A 19,494-nucleotide genomic window follows, 5' to 3' on the forward strand; every position below is an offset into this window, starting at 1 on the left:
ATCAGGACAGTCCTTCTGCGAACGGCCCGAGCGCGAGCGCCGGGAGGAACGTGAGCGCGACGAGGATGATCGTCACGCCGACCACCATGCCGACGAACTGCGGACGGTGGGTGGGCAGCGTGCCCGCCGAGGCAGGCACAGGCGCCTGCGCCGCGAGCGACCCGGCCAGGCCGAGGGCCAGGATGATGGGCAGGAAGCGGCCGAACACCATGGCCAGGCCGAGCGCCACGTCGTACCACGGGGTGTTGACGGTGATGCCGGCGAAGGCCGAGCCGTTGTTGTTGGCGGCGCTGGTGAAGGCGTAGAGCACCTCCGACAGGCCGTGCGGCCCGCTGTTGAGCATGCTCGCCCGCTGCTCCGCCGAGCCCATCGCCAGGGCGGTGCCGATCAGCACCAGCACCGGCGTGACCAGGAAGTAGCACGAGGCCAGTTTGATCTCGCGGGCGCCGATCTTCTTGCCCAGGTATTCCGGCGTCCGGCCGACCATCAGGCCCGCCACGAACACCGTGATCACGGCCAGGATCAGCATGCCGTACAGGCCGGAGCCCACACCGCCGGGCGCGACCTCGCCCAGCATCATGTTGAACATCGTCATCATGCCGCCGAACGGCGTGTAGGAGTCGTGGAAGGAGTTCACGGCTCCGGTCGAGGTCAGCGTGGTGGCTGCGGCGAAGGTGGCGGAGTCGGAGACGCCGAAGCGGACCTCCTTGCCCTCCATCGCCGCGCCCACGGCCTGCGGCACGGTCGCGTTGCCCGACAGCTCGAAGACGTTGGTCAGCACCACGCTCATCAGGGCGATCGTGGCCATCACGGCGAGGATGGCGTAGCCCTGCTTGACCTGGCCGACCATCTTGCCGAAGGTGCGCGGCAGCGCGAACGGGATGAGGAGGATCAGGAAGATCTCGAACCAGTTCGTCCAGTTCGTGGTGTTCTCGAAGGGGTGGGCGGAGTTGGCGTTGTAGAAACCGCCACCGTTGGTGCCCAGCTCCTTGATGACCTCCTGGCTGGCCACCGGGCCGCCGGTGATGGTCTGGCTGCCGCCGGTCAGCGTGGTGATCGTGTGCGGGTCGGCCAGGTTCTGGATCAGGCCGCCCGCCACCAGCACCAGCGCGCCGACGAAGGCGATGGGCAGCAGGATGCGGATCGAACCGCGGACCAGGTCGACCCAGAAGTTGCCCAGCGTGTCGGACTTGTTGCGGGCGAAGCCGCGCACCAGCGCGATCGCCACCGCCATGCCGACGGCCGCCGAGACGAAGTTCTGCACCGCCAGCGCGCCCATCTGCACCAGGTAGCCCATGGTGGACTCACCGGAGTAGGCCTGCCAGTTGGTGTTGGTGACGAAGCTGATCGCGGTGTTCCACGCGATGTGGTCGGTGACGGGCTTCATGCCGATGGTGAGCGGGAGCTTGTCCTGCAGGCGCTGCATGCCGTACACGACCAGGATGGAGATCACCGAGAAGGCCAGCACGCTGCGGGCGTAGACGCCCCAGCGCTGCTCGGAGTCGGGGCGCACGCCGATCAGCTTGTAGATGACCCGCTCGACGGCGTTGTGCTTGGTCCCGCTGTAGACCCGGTACATGTAGTCGCCGAACGGCTTGTGCACCAGGCAGAGCGCGACGATCAGGGAGACGAGGAAGATGATCCCCGCTGCTGTGGCGCTCATCAGAACCGCTCCGGAAAGAGCAGGGCCGCGACCATGAAGATCACCAGCAGGACGGCCATACCGAGCCCGGTGGCGTTGATCACGCTCACAGGCGTTCCACCGCCTTCACGACAAACCCGAAGATCACGAAGATCGCGATCGTCAGGACGACGAAGATGACGTCTGCCATCCCCACTCCTCTGATCCGGATGTGAATTGCTTGCAGGGGACAGCAAATAACGGGAAATGACCGATATTGCCTTTCTTGACGGCTTTCATACGACTCGGCGCTGAGAATTGACACCTTCCATACGCCACGCCTCACCAGCCCAAACCGGGGCGTCAGCGCGCCGTACCTGATCACGAACGGCCCAGCCGGTCCATGGCCGTGGCGTGCGCGTCGAGGGCGCGCGTGAACGCGTCCTGAGCCCTGTCCAGTTGCTCCTGCAGAGAGCCGAGGACCTCGTCAGGGCCCAGCGCGTCCGTCACAAGGGCCAGCTCTCTGGCGACCGCGTCATCCTGCGCGAGCTGTACGGCACGCGTCACGGAATCGGCGAGCTCGTGGCTTTCCTGGCGCATCGCCCGTGGATCGAGCGCGACGCGCACCACCCTGCCCGTGTGATCCACCGTGGCGCGGACGTGCCCGTCCTCGCCCTCGCCCGTGATCGCGTGGAGCTCGGAGGCCGCCTCGTGCAGCCGGCGGATGGCGCGCTCGCTCTCGCCGATCATCCGATCCAGGTCTTCTGAAGAACCGAACATGCGACCGATCTTGGTGCGCACAGGTTGGGATGGATTGGCCCATTGATGGCCTGAATACGCCTTCTTGATGCGGAATATGCGGCATATCGGCATTTGAGAGGCTGTGGCGCCAGGAGGATGGAGGGCATGGGGGATGATGACAAGCACATCAGTTCCACCGCGATCGGCCGGACGGCGCACGCGGTCGACCTTCACCTGACCGACCCGCTGCGCGGGTTCCGTGCAAGCGTCAAACCGCAGACCGATCTGCCGCCGGGGACGTTCGGCACCATCGGCGACCTGATCCTGGGCGGGGCCTACCGCGAGTTCCAGCTGCAGGTCGAGCAGATCGTCGCGGACGCGGTCACGGTGACCGAGCACTGGCAGCGGGACCTGGACCACGCCAGGAGGAACTGGCGGATCGCCGAGGACCTCGCATGGACGGCGGTACCCGGGTGAGCGGATACGTCCCGCCCAGCCCGCCCACCGGCCGGTTCGGACCGCCCGTGCCGGTCTCGCACCCGCAGTCGCCCTTCTACACCCAGGTCCGCCCGCCGACCGGATCCTTCGGCCCGCCGCCGCCCATGTCGCCGTCGGCAGCTGTGCGGACCTGGCGGATCGCCTCCGGCATGAGCGTGCTCACCGTGGCCACGTATCTGCTGGTGGAGGGCGCCCAGGGCAACGAGACGGCGATCCGCCACGCCAAGACCTCGTGGACCAACGCCCTGGGTGGGACGCTGGGGATCGAGGGCCAGATGATGCCCGGCGTGGAGACCGTACGCGAAGCCCTGCACGGCTGGCAGGCCGCCGACCGGGACGCGTTCGAGAAGGCGCTCAACGCCTTCAACAGCCGCCTGGGAACGCTGAAGACGACGCTGGCCTACATGGGCGAGGGGATGGGACACCTGGCCGACGCCTACGCCGACTTCGACATGGCGCTGCGTTCGATCGGCGTGTCCCTCATCGTCGCGCTGGCCGGGCTGAAGACGGCACGCATGTTCCCCGCGACGGCCGCGGCGGCCGCCTTCGCCGAGGGCGTCGCGGTCAAGTCGGCCAACCTCGCCGTGATTGCCCTGCTCGGCCAGCTCGGCTACTTCGTGTCAGACGCCGCCACGAACCTGGCCCGCCTGCGCAGCGCCCTGCGCAACATCGAGACCGTGCTGCCCATCGGCCCTGGCGCGATCGACTTCCACACCACCGAGATCGACAAGACCGGCCTGACCACCTACGACCCACCCCCGTAGATCGGCGGCGTCAAGGCCGGTACTCGCCAAGGCGGGGCCTGACACCGGCCAGGGTCAGGGCGGCCACCAGCAGCGCGCCCGCCCCGGGGATGAGCCCCCACCCGGCCAGCGCGTCCTCGCCGTCGCGGATGGAACCCTCGAAATGGCTCTGGTTCACGCCGATGAACTGCTCGAGCGCCTTGTCGTAGCGGTCGAAGTGATAGTTGGAGTTGCCCGGCTGGTAGCTGGTGTTGAGGGCGACCGCATCGCGCAGCCGCCCCTGGTCGTGCAGCGCGCGCATCTTGCGGTCGTCGAGCTGGTAGGCGCGGTAGGCCGCCATGGTGGCCTCGGCGCGCTCCCGCTCGCCGGGGAAGGTGATGTTGCGCAGCGCCGTGCCGAAGTAGCCGGTCAGCGACGTGGCCCCGGCCAGGCCCGCGTCGTAGGTGTCCAGCGTGGCGCCCGGCACCCCCGCCAGGCGCTGCGACTTGTCCAGGAAGCGCTGGGCGTAGACGGCCGAGCGGGACGGGTCGACCAGGAAGCGGCTCTCGTCGGCGTTGGCGTCGTAGCTGAGCCCCCGCGCCTGCGTGAGCGCGAGCACCGAGTCGAAGGCGTCCTTCTTGGCCACCCGCAGGTGTTCCGCCTCGGAGATCAGCAGCCCGCCGCCGAGACCGGTCAGCAGCAGCGCGCCCACGGTGGCCGGGGCCAGGAAGGCGTTCACCAGCCGGTGGAAGCGGCGGGCCAGCGCCGCCTGCAGCGCGACCAGGACTCCTGCCAGCAGCACACCGAGCACGATCACGAACACGGCCGACCGCTGCGCCGCCGACCACGCGTCCTGGTAGGCGGCCTCGATCGTGGCCGCGTTCGCCTTGGTCAGCCTGTCTGCCGCGGGCAGCACGGCCGACTTCATCAGGTCGGTGGCCTGCCGGTAGCGCTCAAGCGCCGCGGCCGGCGGCCGGCCGGGCGGATGCGGCTGCTGACTGTCGAGCAGGATCGCCTGCCCGGCCAGTTGCTCGTAGCGCCCCAGCCCGTCGATCACGTCGGCGAGCGTCTGTCCCCCGCCGACCGCCGCCGCCTGCTGCAGGTCCTTACTGGCCTGGGTACGGCGGGCGGCGTAGATCTCCAGCGCCTTGTCCCTGCCGACCCCGAGATCGCGGGCGGCGCCGACGAGCAGCACGTTGGCCACCTGGGCGTCCATGTCGTTGAGCGCGAAGTACAGGTCCTGCGTGGCCACCACCTGCGGCCCCGTCCGGTGCCCGATGACCTGTAACCCGTCACGCACGCCGGAGACGGCCACGGCCAGCGTGACGCCGAGCGTGACGGCCAGGATCAGCGCGCCGCCGGCCAAGGCGCGCAGCCACTGCGGGGTGTTCAAAGCAGCGTGAAGGGACGCAGGGAGTTGGCCCGGTCGACCAGGGATATCCGTTCGTCGGGATCTCGGGCCAGCCTGGCCAGCGCCCGGTAGCAGCCCTCCAGGCCGAACCGCAGCGAACGCTCCGACAGTTCGGCGCCCAGCACGGTCCCGGCGCAGGGCCCGTTCTGGCCGACCCAGCCGAGTGCCGCCTCCAGCACCTCGGTGGCCAGGTGCTGCCTGCGCTCGGCGTCGAGCTCGAGCGCCTCCAGGCGCCGCCCGGCGTCCAGCAGGTCGTCGCGGGCGGCCACGCCGGCCCGCGCCGAGATGGCCGCCATCTGCGCCTCTACGTAGTGGATGGAGGTGGCGGGCACCGAGTCGAGCACGACCACCGCGCCCGCCCTGTCACCGCCCTCCAGCAGCAGGCGCGCCAGGCCGAACGCGGCGCTGACGTAGGAGCGGTCGGTCTTCCACACCGCGTCGAACAGCGCCGCCGACCCGGTGCAGAACGCCAGCGCCAGCCCGGGCGCCGCCTCCCCAGGCAGCAGCCAGCGGATCCGCCTGAACACCTCGGCCGCGCCGGTCAGGTCGCCCGCCGCCATCGCGGCCAGTCCCAGGTACCACTCGGCCTGCCAGTCGTCGGGTGTGATCAGGTCGCGGGCGGTGTCCGGGGCGCCGAGCAGGATGTGGGCCCGCGCCGTGGCCAGCCGTACGCCGGGGGTGGGTTTGAGACCGGCGGCGGCGGACAGCGCGTGCTCGGGGGCCAGCCCGGACAGCAGCGTGGCCGCCGCGTCGGCGGGGTCGGGCAGCGGGGCGGGCAGCGCGGCGACGGCCTCGGCCGGGGTTCTGGCCAGGCGCAGCTCGGGGCCGAACAGGGTGGAGGCCGCCGGGCGCGGATTGCCGTCGCCCGCGGCGACGACCTCGCGCAGCACGCCGGTGAGCTGGTCGGCCATCTCGGCCGCCGACCAGAAGCGCCGGTCGGGGTCGGGATCGGTGGCACGCCGCAGCAGGAGCTCGACCGACTCGGGCAGCGGCAGCCGGTCGGGGAGCGAGTGCTTGTAGGTCGTGGCATTGCCGCGGAAGTCGAAGGCCAGCACGGCCAGGGTGCGGCCGACCGTGTACAGGTCGGAGGCGACGCTCGGGCCCCGGTCGGCGATCTCGGGCGCCTGGTAGCCGATCGTGCCGTAGATCGCGCTGTCCTCGTCGTCGAGGGCGTGGACGCCGCCGAGGTCGATCAGCTTGAGCTGCTCCTCGGTCTGCAGCACGTTGTCCGGCTTGAGGTCGCAGTAGACCAGGCCCTGTGCGTGCAGGTAGCCGAACGCGCGCAGGATCTCCAGCCCGTAGGCCAGCACCTGGGGCAGCGGCAGCGGGCCCTTCTCGCGCAGCTGGCGCAGCGACCGGCCGCCGACGTACTCCATGACGATGTAGTCCTGCACGAAGTTGTGGATCTTCACGATGTTCGGGTGCTCCACCGTGGCCAGGAACTGCCGCTCGGCCAGCGCCGCGGCCCTGGCGTCGGGGTCGCCCGCGTCGAGCACCCCCTTGAGCACCACCCACCGGTCGCTGACGTTGCGGTCCTTGGCCAGGTAGATCCAGCCGAGCCCGCCGTGCGCCAGGCAGCCGAGCACCTCGTACTGCCCGCCAACCAGGTCGCCCTTGACCAGCTTGGGGGTGAAGGAGTAGGGCGCCCTGCACTGCGAGCAGAACCCTTCCGTACGGCCGGGCCGCCCATCCCTGGCCCTGCCGACAGGGGCGCCGCACCCGCTGCAGAACCGCTTGCCCTCGGCCACCTGCGGATCGGTCATGATGGCCGACGCGGGGTCCTTGTAGGGCACCGGGGGCACCTCGACCAGGCCGGCGCCTAGCATGCCCCGCTTGGACGAGCCCGTGCTGCGGGTGCTGCTCGTCGTCGTCCTTCTGCTGGGCGTCGTAACAGGACTACTTACCGGGGCTAAACCGCATATGTCGCAATAACCGTCTTCGACGGTGCCCCCGCACCCGTGCTGCCCGCACCTCATGGCGCTCATCCCCGTTTCACGTGTAATGATCCCTTCGAACGCTAGATCTCCACAAACGCCATTTGTCGCGTTATTGACGCCATTACTACGCCTTCAATACGCAAACACCACGCCACCACAACGCGCTTCGGGCAGGTGCGTGATCTGGGTTCGTGGATCGCGCAGTGGGGTGGTGCAGCATGCATGGGCTGGGCACCCACATTCTCTGGAGCGACGTCATGAGCCTGCAGTCGTACGGACCACCGCCACAGCCACACCCGCAGGCGCCGCGCCCCAGACCGGTCGGCGGGCTCGCCGTGGCGATCAACCTCGCCATAGTGACCACTATCCTGCTGGACCTCGCGAACATCACGCAGTGGCAGGCACTGCGCGCCGACGTGCGGGACCTGACCATCGGCGCGGCGACCGACCGGCTGGCGCAGCTCAGCGCGCTCGGCTGGGTGGACACCCTGGTGGCCTGGGGCACCACCGTCGTCTGGATCGTCATGCTGCTGCGGATCCGCGGCAACATCGAGCTGCGTACGCCCGGCAAGATCCAGTGGAAGAAGGAGACACTGGTCGCGCTGTTCGTCGTGCCGGTCGTGCTCGGGCTGGCCAGTGCCGTGCTGCCGATCCTGTTCCTGCCGGCCACGCTGGTCGGTCTGGCGACCCACATCCCGCTGATGATCATGGTCAACGAACTCTGGCGGCTCGGCCATCCGCGACGCCCCGGGCCCACCTCCGTGCTCGTGATCACGTGGGGAGTCGTCGGCATCCTGGGCGAGGCGTTCCTCACCGCGGCGTCACGGTGGTGGTACGTGGAGATGTTCGACCTGTCCTTCGACAGCGCGGCCGGGGGTGATCACGAGCTGGTCAGCACGGACTTCATTCCGGTGTCCAATGCGATGTCCGTCGCCTACCTCCTGGACGCGGCCTTCTGCGTGGTGGCGATCCTGATGGTCTGGCGGCTCGCCGTGAAGCACAACGAGGGTTTGCGCACGCCGTGACGCCGTTTGACACGGCGGCGAGGTGCCGGAAATGATCTGCGTGCACAAGTGAATCCAAGAAGTCAGCGCCGTGGTGGCAGGTGGGTGCGCTGGCGTGTTCGCGCATGTCGCGAACACGACCAAGCCCCCAGGAGATCGCATGTCCCACCACCATCCATCCGTTGACGTCATCGTGGTCGGCGCGGGTATGGCCGGCCTCGTCTGTGCGGAGCGCCTGCGCGGCCGCGGGCGTGAAGTCCTGCTCCTCGAGGCCCGTGACCAGGTCGGCGGCCGTACGGCAGGCATCGAGGTCGACGGCGAGACCGTCGATCTCGGCGGCCAGTTCATCGGCCCTGGCCAGGACAGGATCTACGCGCTGGCCGCCGAGCTCGGCGTGCCCGTCTTCCCGACGTACACCGCGGGCGCGAACGTCCTGGAGACCGAGACAGGACGGTTGCGCCGGTTCCGCGGCATGGTGCCGAGGCTCGGCCCGCTGGCGCTGCTGGACGTGGCGCGCGCCCAGTCGCGCCTGGACCGGCTCGCTCGTACCGTCGACGCCGAAGCCCCGTGGCGAGGCCAGGACGCGGCCGACGGGCAGACCCTGCAGTCCTGGATCGACCGCACGCTCAGGACCAGCGGCGGGCGCCGGTTCCTGGTCCTCGCCTGCCGGGCGATCTGGGCCTGCGAGCCGAGCGAGCTGTCGCTGCTGCACGCGCTGTTCTACGTGAAGTCCGCGGGCAGTCTGGCGGCGGTGACCGACTTCGAAGGAGGCGCGCAGCAGGACCGGCTGGAGGGCGGCGCGTACGGCGTGGCCACCAGGCTCGCCGAGCGGCTCGGCGCCTCGATCCGGCTGAACGCGCCGGTCCAGCGGATCGAGCAGAACGACTCCGGCGTCGTGGTCACCGCCAAGGACGGGACATCGTGGCGTGCCAGGCACGTGGTGGTCGCCGTCCCTCCCCCGCTCGCCGCCCGGATCGCCTTCCACCCGCCGCTGCCGGCCGCGCGCGACGACCTTCCGATGGGGAGCGTGATCAAGTACGTCACCGGCTACCCGGCACCGTTCTGGCGGCAGGCCGGCCTGAGCGGCTCCGCCCTCTGCATGCGCGGCCCGATCGCGATGACCGTCGACAGCAGTCCGCGCTCCGGCCGGCGCGGCGTGCTGATCGCCTTCGTCAACGGCGCGCCCGCCCGCGACCTGGCCGCCCGCTCCCCCGAGGACCGCCGCGGGATCCTGCTCGACGCGCTCGGCCACCTGTTCGGTCCGCAGGCGGCCACGCCGGCGAGCTTCGTCGAGCGGAACTGGAACAAGGAGGCCTTCACCCGCGGCGCCTACTCGGCGCTGTTCCCCCCGGGCGCGTGGACCCGGCTCGGCGCCGCCTGGCGTGCGCCCGCCGGCCGGATCCACTGGGCGGGGTCGGAAACCTCGCCACGCTGGTACGGCTACATCGACGGCGCGGTGAGATCCGGCGAGGCCGCCGCCGACGCGGTCGCGGCCCGGCTCAGCTGAAGAATCCGGAGATGAGGTCCATGTCCAGCGGAGCGGGGGTGAGGCGGTAGCCCGCCGGCGGCTCGGCGCCCAGGTGGTGCCTGACCAGGAAGTCCCACAGGCGCCTGAGCATGTGGTGCTCGTATCCGATGAACAGGTGGTCGGCGCCGGGGACGATGAGCAGCTCGAAGTCCTTGTCGGCGGCCAGCAGCCGGTCGACGAGCCGCAGCGTCTGCTGGGGCGAGACGTTGTCGTCCATGCCGCCGTGGATCAGCAGCAACTTGCCCTCCAGCCGGGCGGCGTCCTCGGTGTTGGACGACTCGGTGTAGTCCGCGCCGGGGCCGTCGTACATCTCGCCCACGCCCTGCTGGTAGTACTGGTTGTCGTGCGAGCCGCAGATCGACACGGCGACCTTGTAGAGCTCGGGGAAGTCGAGCATCGCCCGGACCGTGGCGAACCCGCCGCCCGACATGCCGAAGACGGCGACGCCCCGGTCGAGGTCCATCCACGGCCGGGTCTCGGCGAGCTGGTGGAAGGCCGCGACGTGGTCCTCGAGGAAGCCCGCGGTGGCGAGCCTGCCGTACGACTCGTCGTGGAAGGCCTTGCCGCGCCCGGGAGTGCCGCGGCCGTCGAGGGCGACCACGACGAAGCCGAGCGCCGCGATCTGCTCGGACATGTAGCCGAAGAAGCCCTGGTCGAAGGCGGGTGACACGCGGTTGGTCTGCGGGCCGGGGTAGGGGCTGTCGACGACGGGGTAACGCCTGGCCGGGTCGAAGTCCGGGGGAAGGTGGATCACGCCGTAGATGTCGGTCTCGCCGTCTGCGGCCTTGACGCGGAAGGGTTGCGGCGCCCGCCGGCCCAGCGCCTCCAGGCCCGAGACGTCGGGGCGCTCGAGCTCGACGATCACCCGGCCGTCCCAGCCGCGCACGGTGATGACCGGCGGCGTGATGACCGTGGAGGCGGAGTCGACGAAGTACTCGCCGCTGTCCGGCAACGAGACGACGTGGTCGAGGTCGTCGTCGGCGACCTTGGCGAAGCCGCTCCCGTCGAGCCCGACGCGGCAGACCGAGCGGCGGTAGGGATTCTCCTCCACCAGCCCTGACGCGGTGAAGTACACGACCCTGCCCTGCTCGTCGACGCGCAGGATCTCCCGCACCGCCCACTCGCCCGAGGTCACCTGGTTCTTCGGCTCCCCGGTCGCGGCGTCGTACAGGTAGAGGTGGCCCCAGCCGTCGCGCTGGGAGTACCACAGCACCTCCTCCCCGAAGACCTCGACCATCGGGGGCGCGCCCAGGAACTGGTTCGGCTCGACGCGGGTGGGTCCCGACTCGGCGACGATCGTGGTCACCTCGCCGGTGTCCGGGTCCAGCCTGTTGAGCCGGAGCGTCTGGTAGTCGCGCGGCTGGTCCAGGTAGTAGATCGCCTCGCCGTCCTGCGACCACCACAGCCAGCGCATCTGGATCGGGGAGAAGAACGGCATGTTGACGGGCTCGGACTTGGCCCGCACCACGGTCCCGTCCTCGGCGTTCAGCACGACCAGCTCGGCCACCGGGGCTTGCTCGTCTCCCGGGTACGGGTACCGCTTGGTATGCAGGGCGGGCTCGCTGCCGTCGGCGGGGCGGGCCTCGATCCAGTGGGTCTCGCGCACCTCCCGCTGGTCCGTCCGGTGCGTCACGATCCGCGCGGAATCGGGCGACCAGGCCACCGCGGGCGGCAGGTCGGGGATGCCGAGGGTCCGCATGATCGTGGTGGGCTTCATCACGTCGGGGGCCGTGCCGTACTCGTAGTCCTGCCGGCCGTCGGTCGTCAGCGGGCCTTCCTGGCCGTCCTCGGACCTGATCCACAGGTCGTGGCCGCGGCGGAAGGCCACGTGCCTGCCGTCGGGCGACCTCGCCTCGAGGAAGTCGCCGGGCGCCGCCGGCGGCTCGGCCACCACCTCCCTGGTCCCCGCCGCCGGATCGACGAGGATGATCTCCTTGTCGTCCCCGGTACGGCGGGCGTACCAGAACCTCTGGCCGCCTTCGAGGTAGAGCGGGCGGACCTGTCCCCCGGGCACCAGACCCTGGCGGTAGGCCCAGTGGAGGCGCTCGGCGTTCTGGTAGACCTTGGCGTCGATCTTCATGGTGCATCGTCCTTTCAGCTGCGTCCGATCCGGACGATGCCTGCCACCGCTGTCACGCCCCTGATGTCACGCTGTCACCGGCTGTCGTATCGCGGCGGCCGCCAATCGTCTTCCTGGTGAAAGCACCGACGCCAAGGAGGCGATCATGCAGCTGAACACGATCGACATCGTGGTCTCCGACCTGGAGGCCGCCATGGGCTTCTACGCCCGCCTCGGGCTCAAGTTCGAGCTCGACCCACACAGCCCCGAGCACGCCGGCTGCGACCTGCCCAACGGGCTGCACGTCATGCTCGACACGGAGCCGTTCCGCACGCCGTTCCTGCCAGGATGGACCGCGCCGACCGGCGGGCCGCGCACGCTGCTGTGCTTCGAGTTCCCCACCCCTGCCGAGGTCGACGCAAAGTACGGCGAGCTGATCGAAGCCGGGCACCGGGGGCTGGCCGAGCCGTTCGACGCCTTCTGGGGTATGCGATATGCGACCGTCGCCGACCCGGACGGCAACGGCGTGGACCTGTACGCGAAGCTGTGAGGCCGACGTGAAGTACGTGCTGATGTTCGTGGAGACCGAGGAATTCGCCAAGGAGCTGGAGGCGATGGGCGACCTCGAACGCGAGGCCGCCTACGCGGCGGTGCTCCGGTGGTTCGCCGAGAACGCCGACAAGATCACCCATCACACGCACCTGGCGCCCGTGCACACCGCGACGACGCTGCGGCTGGGCGGGGGCGAGCCGGTGGTGACCGACGGGCCGTTCGTCGAGGGCAAGGAGGTGGTCAGCGGCTTCGCCGAGATCGAGGTCGCCGACCTGGACGAGGCGCTCAAGCTGGCCAGGTCCTGGCCCGCGTGCCCCGTCGTGGAGATCCGACCGGCGTCGTGACCGAGCCCGTCACTCACGAGGTGCTGGCCCGCGTGGTGCGTGAGCACGCGGGCCGGCTGGCCGCGTCCCTGGTGTCGCTGCTCGGCGACTTCTCCGCCGCCGAGGACCTGGTCCAGGACGCGGTCGAGACGGCGCTGCGCCGCTGGCCGGTCGAGGGCATCCCCGACCGGCCGGACGCCTGGCTGTTCACCGTGGCCCGGCGCCGCGGCCTGGACGTGCTGCGCCGCGAGTCGACCTACCGCGCCAAACTCGCCCAGCTTCAGTGGCCCGAGCCGAGCCGGCCCGACGACCGGCTCCGGCTGATCTTCACCTGCTGCCATCCGGCGCTGGCCCCCGAGGCGCGGATCGCACTGACGCTGCGGGTGGTGTGCGGCCTGAACACCGCACAGATCGCCGCCGCGTTCGTCGTGCCGGAGACGACGCTCGCCCAGCGCATCACCCGCGCCAAACGCAAGATCACCGAGGCGGGCATCCCCTACCGGATCCCCGCCATCGACGACCTGCCGGAGCGTCTGGCCGCGGTCCTGGCCGTCATCTACCTGCTCTTCAACGAGGGTTACCTGTCCAGCACCCCCGATCGCGCCCACGCCCGCGACCTGGTCGAGGACGCCGAATGGCTGGCCGCCCTGCTGGTCCACCTGATGCCCGGCGAGCCCGAGGCCGCCGGTCTGCTGGCCCTCATCCGGCTCCACCGGGCCCGCGGCCGGGCCCGCTTCGACGCCCAGGACCACCTGGTCCTCCTCCCGGACCAGGACCGCTCCCTCTGGGACCGGGCCGCCATCGCCGAGGCGAGCGCCCTCCTGATGCGCGCCGCCCGCACGCACCACCGCCCGGGCCCCTACCAGCTCCAGGCGGCCATCGTCGCCTGCCACGCCGAGGCCCCCACCTTCGAGGCCACCGACTGGGCCCAGATCCTCGTGCTCTACGACATGCTCCTGCACGTGGCACCCTCCCCTGTCACCCGCCTGCACCGCGCCGTCGCCGTCCGCTACACCCAGGGCCCCGCGGCCGCCCTGGCCGAGACAGAACCCCTCCAAGCAGCGCTGTCCCGCTACCCCCTCTACCACGCCACCCGAGCCGACCTGCTCCGCGCTCTCGACCGCCCCGAGGAGGCCCGCGCCTGCGACGAACGAGCCCTGTCCCTGACCACCAACCCCGCCCAGCAATCCCTGCTGACCGACCGCCTCCACTGGAGGTGACCTACGTCTACCGTGGACATATGCGGCTGCGGAGGCGGAAGCCCGTTCAGGATCCCGTTATCGCCGAACACATGGACAGGTTCTTCCGCAGGCTGACGCGCTATGACCGGCAGCAGCCGGAGGCGGTCGCCAAGAGCTATGCGGCCTACTTCTGGGACAAGAAGAAGGAGACGCTGAAGGACAGGGAGTCGATCGGGAAGTACACGTTCGACGTCGGCCTCGGCGTGAGGCGAGGGGATTTCGCCACGCTCACCCGGCGGGTTTCCCTGATCTCCGACACCCTACTTCTTTCGGACGACTGGGCGGGGGACTATCACGAGATCGGGAAGTACCGATCCGACGAGCCGAACCTCGTCGACGCGCCGACGAACTACTTTCCCCTGGCCGCGGCCGCCCGCAAGAGAGACGGATACGCCGAGAGCTGGAACGAGGACTACTTCGGGGTGCAGGCGCCGGACCTGGACAGGCTCGGCACCTGGATCCTGGAGGCGGAGCCGCTGATGCGGGCCGGTCTGGCCTGGTACCTGCCCAGCTACTGCACGCGCACCCAGCGGATGGAGGACGGGCGCACCGCGGGGAAGCCCCAGCCGGTCAAGCACAAGAGCGTGATCGACTTCTTCATCCGGGGCAGGAGAGCGATCGAGGCATCCGGTGGCAGGCCCGTCAAGAGCCGGTTCGTCCGGCCCGTCCTGGAGATGCACCTTCCCTTCATCGACGGCGTCGGCCTGCGCGACTTCAGCAAGATCACCGTCGAGGAGTTCGGCTCCTACCAGGCCTTCCGCGACTTCCTGCGGCTGAAGCTCATGGATCTCGACAAGGCCCATGACTCCGTCCAGTCCGAGCTGGACCTTCTCAGGATCGGCGCGGAGATCCGCGAGCAGATACGGGCGAGCGAGGCCGAGATGGCGAAGGTCCGCGCCAAACGAGCGGTCGCGGCGAGCGGCGCCGTCCTGGGCACCGTTGGAGCGACACTCGTGGCGGTCTACGGTGCGGCCCTTCAACCGGCACTGGCGGTTCTCGGCGCGACCGGCGGGATCTGGGGCGTCATCCACGCGATCAACGAGAACAGCATCCGCACCGTCCGCAACGACAAGTGGTACTACGTCTGGTCCCTCGCCCGCGCCGCCCGCAGAGACTGATCAGCGGACTACGAGCCTGATACCCGAGTCCCGGCCGGTGGACAGGTCGGGGGGCGAATCTGTCGGGGGCCACGATCACATGCTGGTCACTTGCCGGGCCCGAGATCGCACCCACGGTGCGCGCGATCAGGCTGACAGGAGTCGCCGGAAGTGGTGCTCGAGGCCGGCCGGAGGGTGGCCGGTCAGGCGCTCGACGTGGTGGGTGTGCACGTCGAACCAGCCCTGCTCGGCCTGGCGCCAGAAACCCTGCCCGACCGCGACCATCCCGGCAGGCAACCGGGCGCGCATGGCCTCCGCGTCGGCTTCGGGTGAGATGCGGGTGTGGGCCACGGGTTCGCCGATGGCCGCGGCGAGCGCCTCGGCGATCCGCGCCGGGTTCGCCACGGGCCCCGTCACATCCAGGTACTGCCCCTCGTACCCGCCGTCGGCCAGCACGGTGGCTGCGACCGCGGCGCAGTCGTCCCGGCTGATGTAGGAGACGTAGGCGTGCTCTCCCGCGCTGGTCCTGAGCGCCCCGGTTCTGGCGACCTCCGCCAGCGGCAGCAACATCTCCAGCATTTCCGGATATATGCCATTCCTGAGCACTGTGTACGGCAGGCCGGACTCGGCCAGCGCCTGCTCGGTAGCCCGATGCTCCTCCGCGAGCACGCCCCGGTATCCGGGATCCCCGGCCCGCAGCAGCGAGGTGTAGACGATCTGCCCCACCCCCGCCTTGGCGGCCGCCTCGATGACGGCCCTGTGCTGAGGAACCCGCGCGCCGATCCGGTCCGTGCTGATCATCAGCACCCGTTCCGCGCCCTCGAAGTCCTTGGGACCCACGTCGTCGAACCCGCCCCGCCGTACCCGCACCCCCTCGACCTTCTCCGGCGACCTGGTGAGCGCCACCACCCGGTTCGCGTCCACCCTGCGCAGCAGGTGCATCAGGACGAGCCTGCCGGGCCGCCCCGGTGACCAAAAGCATGTGAGTTCCTCCATCGCCAGCTATACCGTCAAACCTGGCAAACGGCCCCGGACCTGCGAAAGAAGGCACTTACATGTGGGGTACTGACCTCGATGTGCCCACCATCCCGCGCGAGCAGTGCCCCGTGAGCGATTTCTTCATCCGGATGGGCGACAAATGGAGCCTGCTCACCCTGGCGCTCCTGCGCGAGAGGTCGTACCGCTTCAACGAACTCAACCGCGCCGTGGACGGCATCAGCCAGCGCGTCCTCACGCTCACCCTGCGCGGCCTGGAACGCGACGGCTTCATCACCAGGACCGTCCACCCGACGGTCCCGCCATCGGTCGAATACGCCCTGACCGAACTGGGCCTCGACTTCATGGACCAGGTCAACACCCTCGCCATGTGGGCACTCGGCCGCCACGCCGACCTCACCGCCGCCCGCACCCGCTACGACCACCCCGGCCGCCCGTAAGGCTTTTCCTCAAAGCGGGTGTTTGAGAAGAAACGTCATCAGGGAAGCCCGACAAATACGACCGAGCTACGGGGTGTGGGCTTGTAGTGCGGTGTGAGCCGGGCGATGGGGACTTGGTGGTGCTGCATCACTTGGTGTCGTTCATAGAGGGAAGCCTGCTTGAGGAGTCGGTTGAGCAGGGCGGCGCGTTCGGTGGCGTCGGTCACCATGGAGATGTCGACTGGTATCTGCTGATCAAAAAGTGCCGCGGCAGTGGCGGTGCGCAGTGCGGCCGAGATTCTAGTCTCGACCCCTGTGGCCAGGACGATGTAATCGTCGCCGTCTGGGAGGTAACACACCATCACGGTCTCGCCGACGGGCGCGGTCGGTCCGGTGATGGTGAGGAGCGCCCCCGGCATGCCATGGAAGCGATAGGCCACCACGCGGCCCCTGGAGACTGCGAACACCGCCTGATTGACGTAGCCGATGATGGACAACAGCGCGGTATCGATGGCCTGGCGCACACGGTTTCCCTTCGCCGAGGAGCCTGCTCCGTGTCGGGTCAGTATCTCAGCCAGCGGGTTCGAGGTGGCGAGGGCCGGGGCCGCACCGGACCATCCGCCGCGTGATCACCCTCGCAGGCCCTTCATGATGACCGCGGCTCCCGCTAGGCAGATCAGCGCGCCGATGACATCGGACCAGTCCGGCCGGAAGCCGTCAACCAGCATTCCCCAGGCCAGCGACCGAGCCACGAAGACACCGCCGTACGCGGCCAGGACCCGGCCGAAGTGGGCCTCCGGCTGCAGCGTGGCGACGAAGCGCAGCACGATCATGCGGCCACTCCAGGGCTCGGCGGGCGCCTCGGCCTGTTGGGCTGCGGCTAGTATCGGTATCCGATATCGGGTTCGTGACAAGGACGGCGATGCGGGAATTCCTGCGCGGAGTGATCCGGATACACATCCTCCACCACGCGGCCGAGGGCCAGATCCACGGCGCCTGGATGACCCAGGAGCTCGCTCATCACGGCTACGAAGTCAGCCCGGGCACGCTGTATCCGACATTGCACCGGATGGAGTCCGACGGGCTGCTGACCTCGGAGCAGCACGTCGTGGACGGGCGGGTTCGCCGGGTCTACACCGCCACCGACGCAGGGCGGGAGGCGTTGGCCGAGGACCGTGCGGCTCTGGCCGAGCTGGCCCGCGAGGTCCTCACGCCGGAAGACCTCCAGTGGTAACGTAACTCGATATCGGCTCTCGATATCAGGAGGCCTTCATGGTAAACGTCCGTTACATCGTCGACGACGTGACCGCCGCGACGGACTTCTACACCCGGCTCCTGGGCTTCGGGCTGCAGGCCGCACCCGCTCCCGGATTCGCCATCGTCGCCAGAGACGGGCTGCGCCTGCTGCTGTCCAGCCCGTCGGGCCCAGGCGGAGCCGCCCAGCCCATGCCCGACGGCCGCCTCCCTGAACCCGGCGGCTGGAACCGGATCCAGCTCCAGGTCGAGGACCTGGCCGCCGAGGTGAACCGCCTCCGGGAGGCCGGGGCGACGTTCCGCAACGACATCACGGTCGGCAGGGGTGGCTCCCAGATCCTGCTGAACGACCCCGCCGGAAACCCGATCGAGCTCTTCCAGCAGCCATGAGCGCGCCTCCCGTGTGCGAAGGTCTGCGCGCCGCGCGAGAACAGCTCGTGCAGGATCGCCTGGGCGCCGAACGTCACGCCGGCCGCGGTTGACGGAGCCCGCTCGCTGCCGATGCCGAAGATGCCCGCCTGACCGGCGAGCAGCGCCGACGCGGAGAGGGAAGCGCCGTCCACGAACGCGTGCCCCCGGCCGGCACCAGCACGCAGACCGTCGCGAAGACGGTGGCGGGCCAGGCGCTTTCGTGGGGACGCGCGGAAAGCGTGTTCTCAACGCGGCCACCGCGCCGTACCGTGAGGGCGCTTGTCAGCCCAGTCAGGAGGCATGTCATGGCGCTCCGATTAGTCAACGGATCCCTGCTCGCCGCGGTGCTGCTCGCGGGCGTGCTCACGCCGCCGGCCGAGCCCGCCGTACGGCCCGGCCAGCGGGACGGCGAGATCGCGCGGATGGTCGAAGAGGTCGATGAGGGGAACATCCAGCGGATCATCACCACGCTGGCCTCGTTCGGCACCAGGCACACCCTGTCCAGCCAGGACGACCCGGCGCGCGGCATCGGCGCCGCGCGGGACTGGATCTACGGCGAGTTCGGCAAGATCGCCGCGACGTCGGGCGGGCGGATGACGGTGGAGAAGCAGTCGTTCGTGCAGCCGGTCTCGCCGCGTATCCCGCAGCCCACCGTCATCACCAACGTCGTCGCCACCCTGCGCGGGACGCAGCCGCAGTCCGCGGGCCGGACCTACGTGGTCAGCGGGCACTACGACTCGCGCTGCACCGACGTCATGAACTTCACCTGCGACGCGCCCGGCGCCGACGACGACGCCTCCGGCGCGGCGGTGGCGCTGGAGGCGGCCAGGGTCATGGCCAGGCGCGACTTCGACGCCACGGTCGTGTTCATGGCCGTCGCGGGTGAGGAGCAGGGCCTGTACGGCTCGGCCCACTACGCCGCCGAGGCCAAGAAGAACAACACCGACATCCAGGGCATGTTCACCAACGACATCGTGGGCAGCGCCGACGGCGAGAACGGCAGGGCGCCGAACGCGGTCCGGGTCTTCTCCGAGGGCGTCCCCACCGCCGAGACCCCGGCGCAGGCCTCGGTCCGCCAGGCCGTCGGCGGGGAGAACGACGGCGTGTCCCGGCAACTGGCCCGCTTCGTCCGCGATGCGGCCCAGACCTACACGCCGCGCATGGACGCCACGCTGCTGTACCGCCGTGACCGCTACCTGCGCGGCGGCGACCAGATCCCGTTCCTGCAGCAGGGCTACCCGGCGCTGCGCTTCACCGAGGTCAACGAGGACTACGCGCACCAGCACCAGGACGTCCGGGTCGAGAACGGGCAGCAGTTCGGCGACCTGGCGCGCTTCGTGGAGTACGACTACACCGCCCGCGTGACCCGGATCAACGTGGCCGCGCTGGCGTCCCTGGCCCGGGCCCCCGAGGCGCCCAAGGGCGCGGGCATCCGCACCACCCAGCTGACCAACGACACCGACCTGGTCTGGAACGCCAGCCCCGCACCCGACATCGCCGGGTACGAGGTGGTCTGGCGTGACACGACCGAACCCGTGTGGACCCACGTCCAGCCGGTCGGCAACGTCACCGCTTACACGGTCGCGGGCAGGTCCAAGGACAACTTCCAGTTCGGCGTCCGCGCGGTGGACACCGCCGGACACCGCAGTCCCGTCGCCTACCCGCTCCCGGTGAGCTGAC

General features: G+C 69.9%; 20 protein-coding genes and 1 pseudogene. 12 read left to right on the forward strand and 9 right to left on the reverse strand.

Going from position 1 to position 19,494, the window contains the following annotated elements:
- Position 1: 1 nt before the first annotated feature.
- The 3 genes from kdpA to KIK09_RS25620 all read right to left on the reverse strand — a co-directional run bounded on the left by kdpA (position 2) and on the right by KIK09_RS25620 (position 2,401).
- The gene (gene kdpA / locus KIK09_RS25610; protein WP_214321884.1) at positions 2-1,663 is read right to left on the reverse strand and encodes a potassium-transporting ATPase subunit KdpA; all 1,662 of its coding nucleotides are present in this window, start codon (positions 1,661-1,663) and stop codon (positions 2-4) included.
- The gene (gene kdpF / locus KIK09_RS25615) at positions 1,663-1,752 is read right to left on the reverse strand and encodes a K(+)-transporting ATPase subunit F (protein ID WP_214321885.1); all 90 of its coding nucleotides are present in this window, start codon (positions 1,750-1,752) and stop codon (positions 1,663-1,665) included. Before kdpF ends, kdpA begins: the two co-directional genes overlap by 1 nt.
- 250 nt (positions 1,753-2,002) lie before the next feature.
- Positions 2,003-2,401 (reverse strand): YbaB/EbfC family nucleoid-associated protein, encoded by a 399-nt coding sequence (locus KIK09_RS25620; protein WP_214321886.1) that lies wholly within the window; start codon positions 2,399-2,401, stop codon positions 2,003-2,005.
- 126 nt (positions 2,402-2,527) lie between these two features.
- Between KIK09_RS25620 and KIK09_RS25625 the strand changes: the two genes are divergently transcribed.
- Together KIK09_RS25625 and KIK09_RS25630 are read left to right on the forward strand one after the other, a co-directional pair.
- Positions 2,528-2,839, forward strand: a complete 312-nt coding sequence (locus KIK09_RS25625) for a hypothetical protein (RefSeq protein ID WP_214321887.1) — start codon at positions 2,528-2,530, stop codon at positions 2,837-2,839.
- Positions 2,818-3,624 (forward strand): WXG100 family type VII secretion target, encoded by an 807-nt coding sequence (locus KIK09_RS25630; RefSeq protein WP_214321888.1) that lies wholly within the window; start codon positions 2,818-2,820, stop codon positions 3,622-3,624. Before KIK09_RS25625 ends, KIK09_RS25630 begins: the two co-directional genes overlap by 22 nt.
- A 10-nt stretch (positions 3,625-3,634) precedes the next feature.
- Here the strand turns inward: KIK09_RS25630 and KIK09_RS25635 are convergent, their stop codons facing one another.
- Complete coding sequence (locus KIK09_RS25635) at positions 3,635-4,975, reverse strand: GlnX family signal transduction membrane protein (RefSeq protein ID WP_214321889.1); 1,341 nt, start codon at positions 4,973-4,975, stop codon at positions 3,635-3,637.
- On the reverse strand, positions 4,972-6,978 hold the full coding sequence (locus tag KIK09_RS25640; RefSeq protein WP_372455680.1) for a tetratricopeptide repeat protein: 2,007 nt from the start codon (positions 6,976-6,978) through the stop codon (positions 4,972-4,974). The genes KIK09_RS25635 and KIK09_RS25640 overlap by 4 nt, the downstream gene beginning before the upstream one ends.
- A gap of 308 nt (positions 6,979-7,286) precedes the next feature.
- Here KIK09_RS25640 and KIK09_RS25645 point away from each other — a divergent pair, with 308 nt between their 5' ends.
- A complete protein-coding gene (locus KIK09_RS25645) occupies positions 7,287-7,955 on the forward strand; it encodes a hypothetical protein (RefSeq protein WP_214321890.1) in 669 nt (222 codons plus the stop codon).
- A gap of 139 nt (positions 7,956-8,094) precedes the next feature.
- Positions 8,095-9,441 carry a flavin monoamine oxidase family protein gene (locus KIK09_RS25650; RefSeq protein ID WP_214321891.1) on the forward strand — a complete coding sequence of 449 codons (1,347 nt, stop codon included), beginning with the start codon at positions 8,095-8,097 and terminating at the stop codon, positions 9,439-9,441.
- Here the strand turns inward: KIK09_RS25650 and KIK09_RS25655 are convergent.
- Complete coding sequence (locus KIK09_RS25655) at positions 9,434-11,542, reverse strand: S9 family peptidase (RefSeq protein ID WP_214321892.1); 2,109 nt, start codon at positions 11,540-11,542, stop codon at positions 9,434-9,436. The two genes, KIK09_RS25650 and KIK09_RS25655, sit on opposite strands and share 8 nt — an antisense overlap.
- Before the next feature lie 145 nt (positions 11,543-11,687).
- Here KIK09_RS25655 and KIK09_RS25660 point away from each other — a divergent pair, with 145 nt between their 5' ends.
- The 4 genes from KIK09_RS25660 to KIK09_RS25675 all read left to right on the forward strand — a co-directional run bounded on the left by KIK09_RS25660 (position 11,688) and on the right by KIK09_RS25675 (position 14,755).
- Positions 11,688-12,071, forward strand: coding sequence for a VOC family protein (locus KIK09_RS25660; RefSeq protein WP_214321893.1), 384 nt, complete (start codon positions 11,688-11,690; stop codon positions 12,069-12,071).
- Between the two features lie 7 nt (positions 12,072-12,078).
- On the forward strand, positions 12,079-12,417 hold the full coding sequence (locus tag KIK09_RS25665) for a YciI family protein (RefSeq protein WP_308164283.1): 339 nt from the start codon (positions 12,079-12,081) through the stop codon (positions 12,415-12,417).
- Positions 12,414-13,616, forward strand: coding sequence for an RNA polymerase sigma factor (locus KIK09_RS59375; protein WP_308164284.1), 1,203 nt, complete (start codon positions 12,414-12,416; stop codon positions 13,614-13,616). Before KIK09_RS25665 ends, KIK09_RS59375 begins: the two co-directional genes overlap by 4 nt.
- 71 nt (positions 13,617-13,687) lie before the next feature.
- Positions 13,688-14,755: a hypothetical protein gene (locus KIK09_RS25675; RefSeq protein WP_214321895.1), complete on the forward strand. Its 1,068-nt coding sequence runs from the start codon at positions 13,688-13,690 to the stop codon at positions 14,753-14,755.
- Between the two features lie 126 nt (positions 14,756-14,881).
- On the opposite strand, the gene KIK09_RS25680 is transcribed toward KIK09_RS25675, so the two are convergent.
- Positions 14,882-15,730, reverse strand: a complete 849-nt coding sequence (locus KIK09_RS25680; protein ID WP_275956274.1) for an NAD(P)H-binding protein — start codon at positions 15,728-15,730, stop codon at positions 14,882-14,884.
- A 110-nt stretch (positions 15,731-15,840) separates the two neighbouring features.
- Here KIK09_RS25680 and KIK09_RS25685 point away from each other — a divergent pair, with 110 nt between their 5' ends.
- Positions 15,841-16,170: a winged helix-turn-helix transcriptional regulator gene (locus tag KIK09_RS25685; RefSeq protein WP_308164285.1), complete on the forward strand. Its 330-nt coding sequence runs from the start codon at positions 15,841-15,843 to the stop codon at positions 16,168-16,170.
- A 38-nt stretch (positions 16,171-16,208) separates the two neighbouring features.
- On the opposite strand, the gene KIK09_RS25690 is transcribed toward KIK09_RS25685, so the two are convergent.
- Together KIK09_RS25690 and KIK09_RS25695 are read right to left on the reverse strand one after the other, a co-directional pair.
- Positions 16,209-16,673 (reverse strand): hypothetical protein, encoded by a 465-nt coding sequence (locus tag KIK09_RS25690; protein ID WP_214321897.1) that lies wholly within the window; start codon positions 16,671-16,673, stop codon positions 16,209-16,211.
- Between the two features lie 105 nt (positions 16,674-16,778).
- Positions 16,779-16,976, reverse strand: a pseudogene (locus KIK09_RS25695) (YnfA family protein); the annotation flags it as partial.
- A 95-nt stretch (positions 16,977-17,071) separates the two neighbouring features.
- On the opposite strand from KIK09_RS25695, the gene KIK09_RS25700 reads away from it, so the two are divergent.
- From KIK09_RS25700 to KIK09_RS25710, 3 genes are all read left to right on the forward strand, one after another.
- Positions 17,072-17,383: an Rv3488 family transcriptional regulator gene (locus tag KIK09_RS25700; RefSeq protein WP_214321899.1), complete on the forward strand. Its 312-nt coding sequence runs from the start codon at positions 17,072-17,074 to the stop codon at positions 17,381-17,383.
- A 38-nt stretch (positions 17,384-17,421) separates the two neighbouring features.
- Entirely contained in the window at positions 17,422-17,793 is a 372-nt protein-coding gene (locus tag KIK09_RS25705) for a VOC family protein (RefSeq protein ID WP_214321900.1), read from the forward strand.
- Between the two features lie 326 nt (positions 17,794-18,119).
- Entirely contained in the window at positions 18,120-19,493 is a 1,374-nt protein-coding gene (locus KIK09_RS25710) for a M20/M25/M40 family metallo-hydrolase (RefSeq protein WP_214321901.1), read from the forward strand.
- Position 19,494: the final 1 nt, after the last annotated feature.

The organism is Nonomuraea sediminis (genome assembly GCF_018531495.1).
GTDB classification, from domain to species: domain Bacteria; phylum Actinomycetota; class Actinomycetes; order Streptosporangiales; family Streptosporangiaceae; genus Nonomuraea; species Nonomuraea sediminis.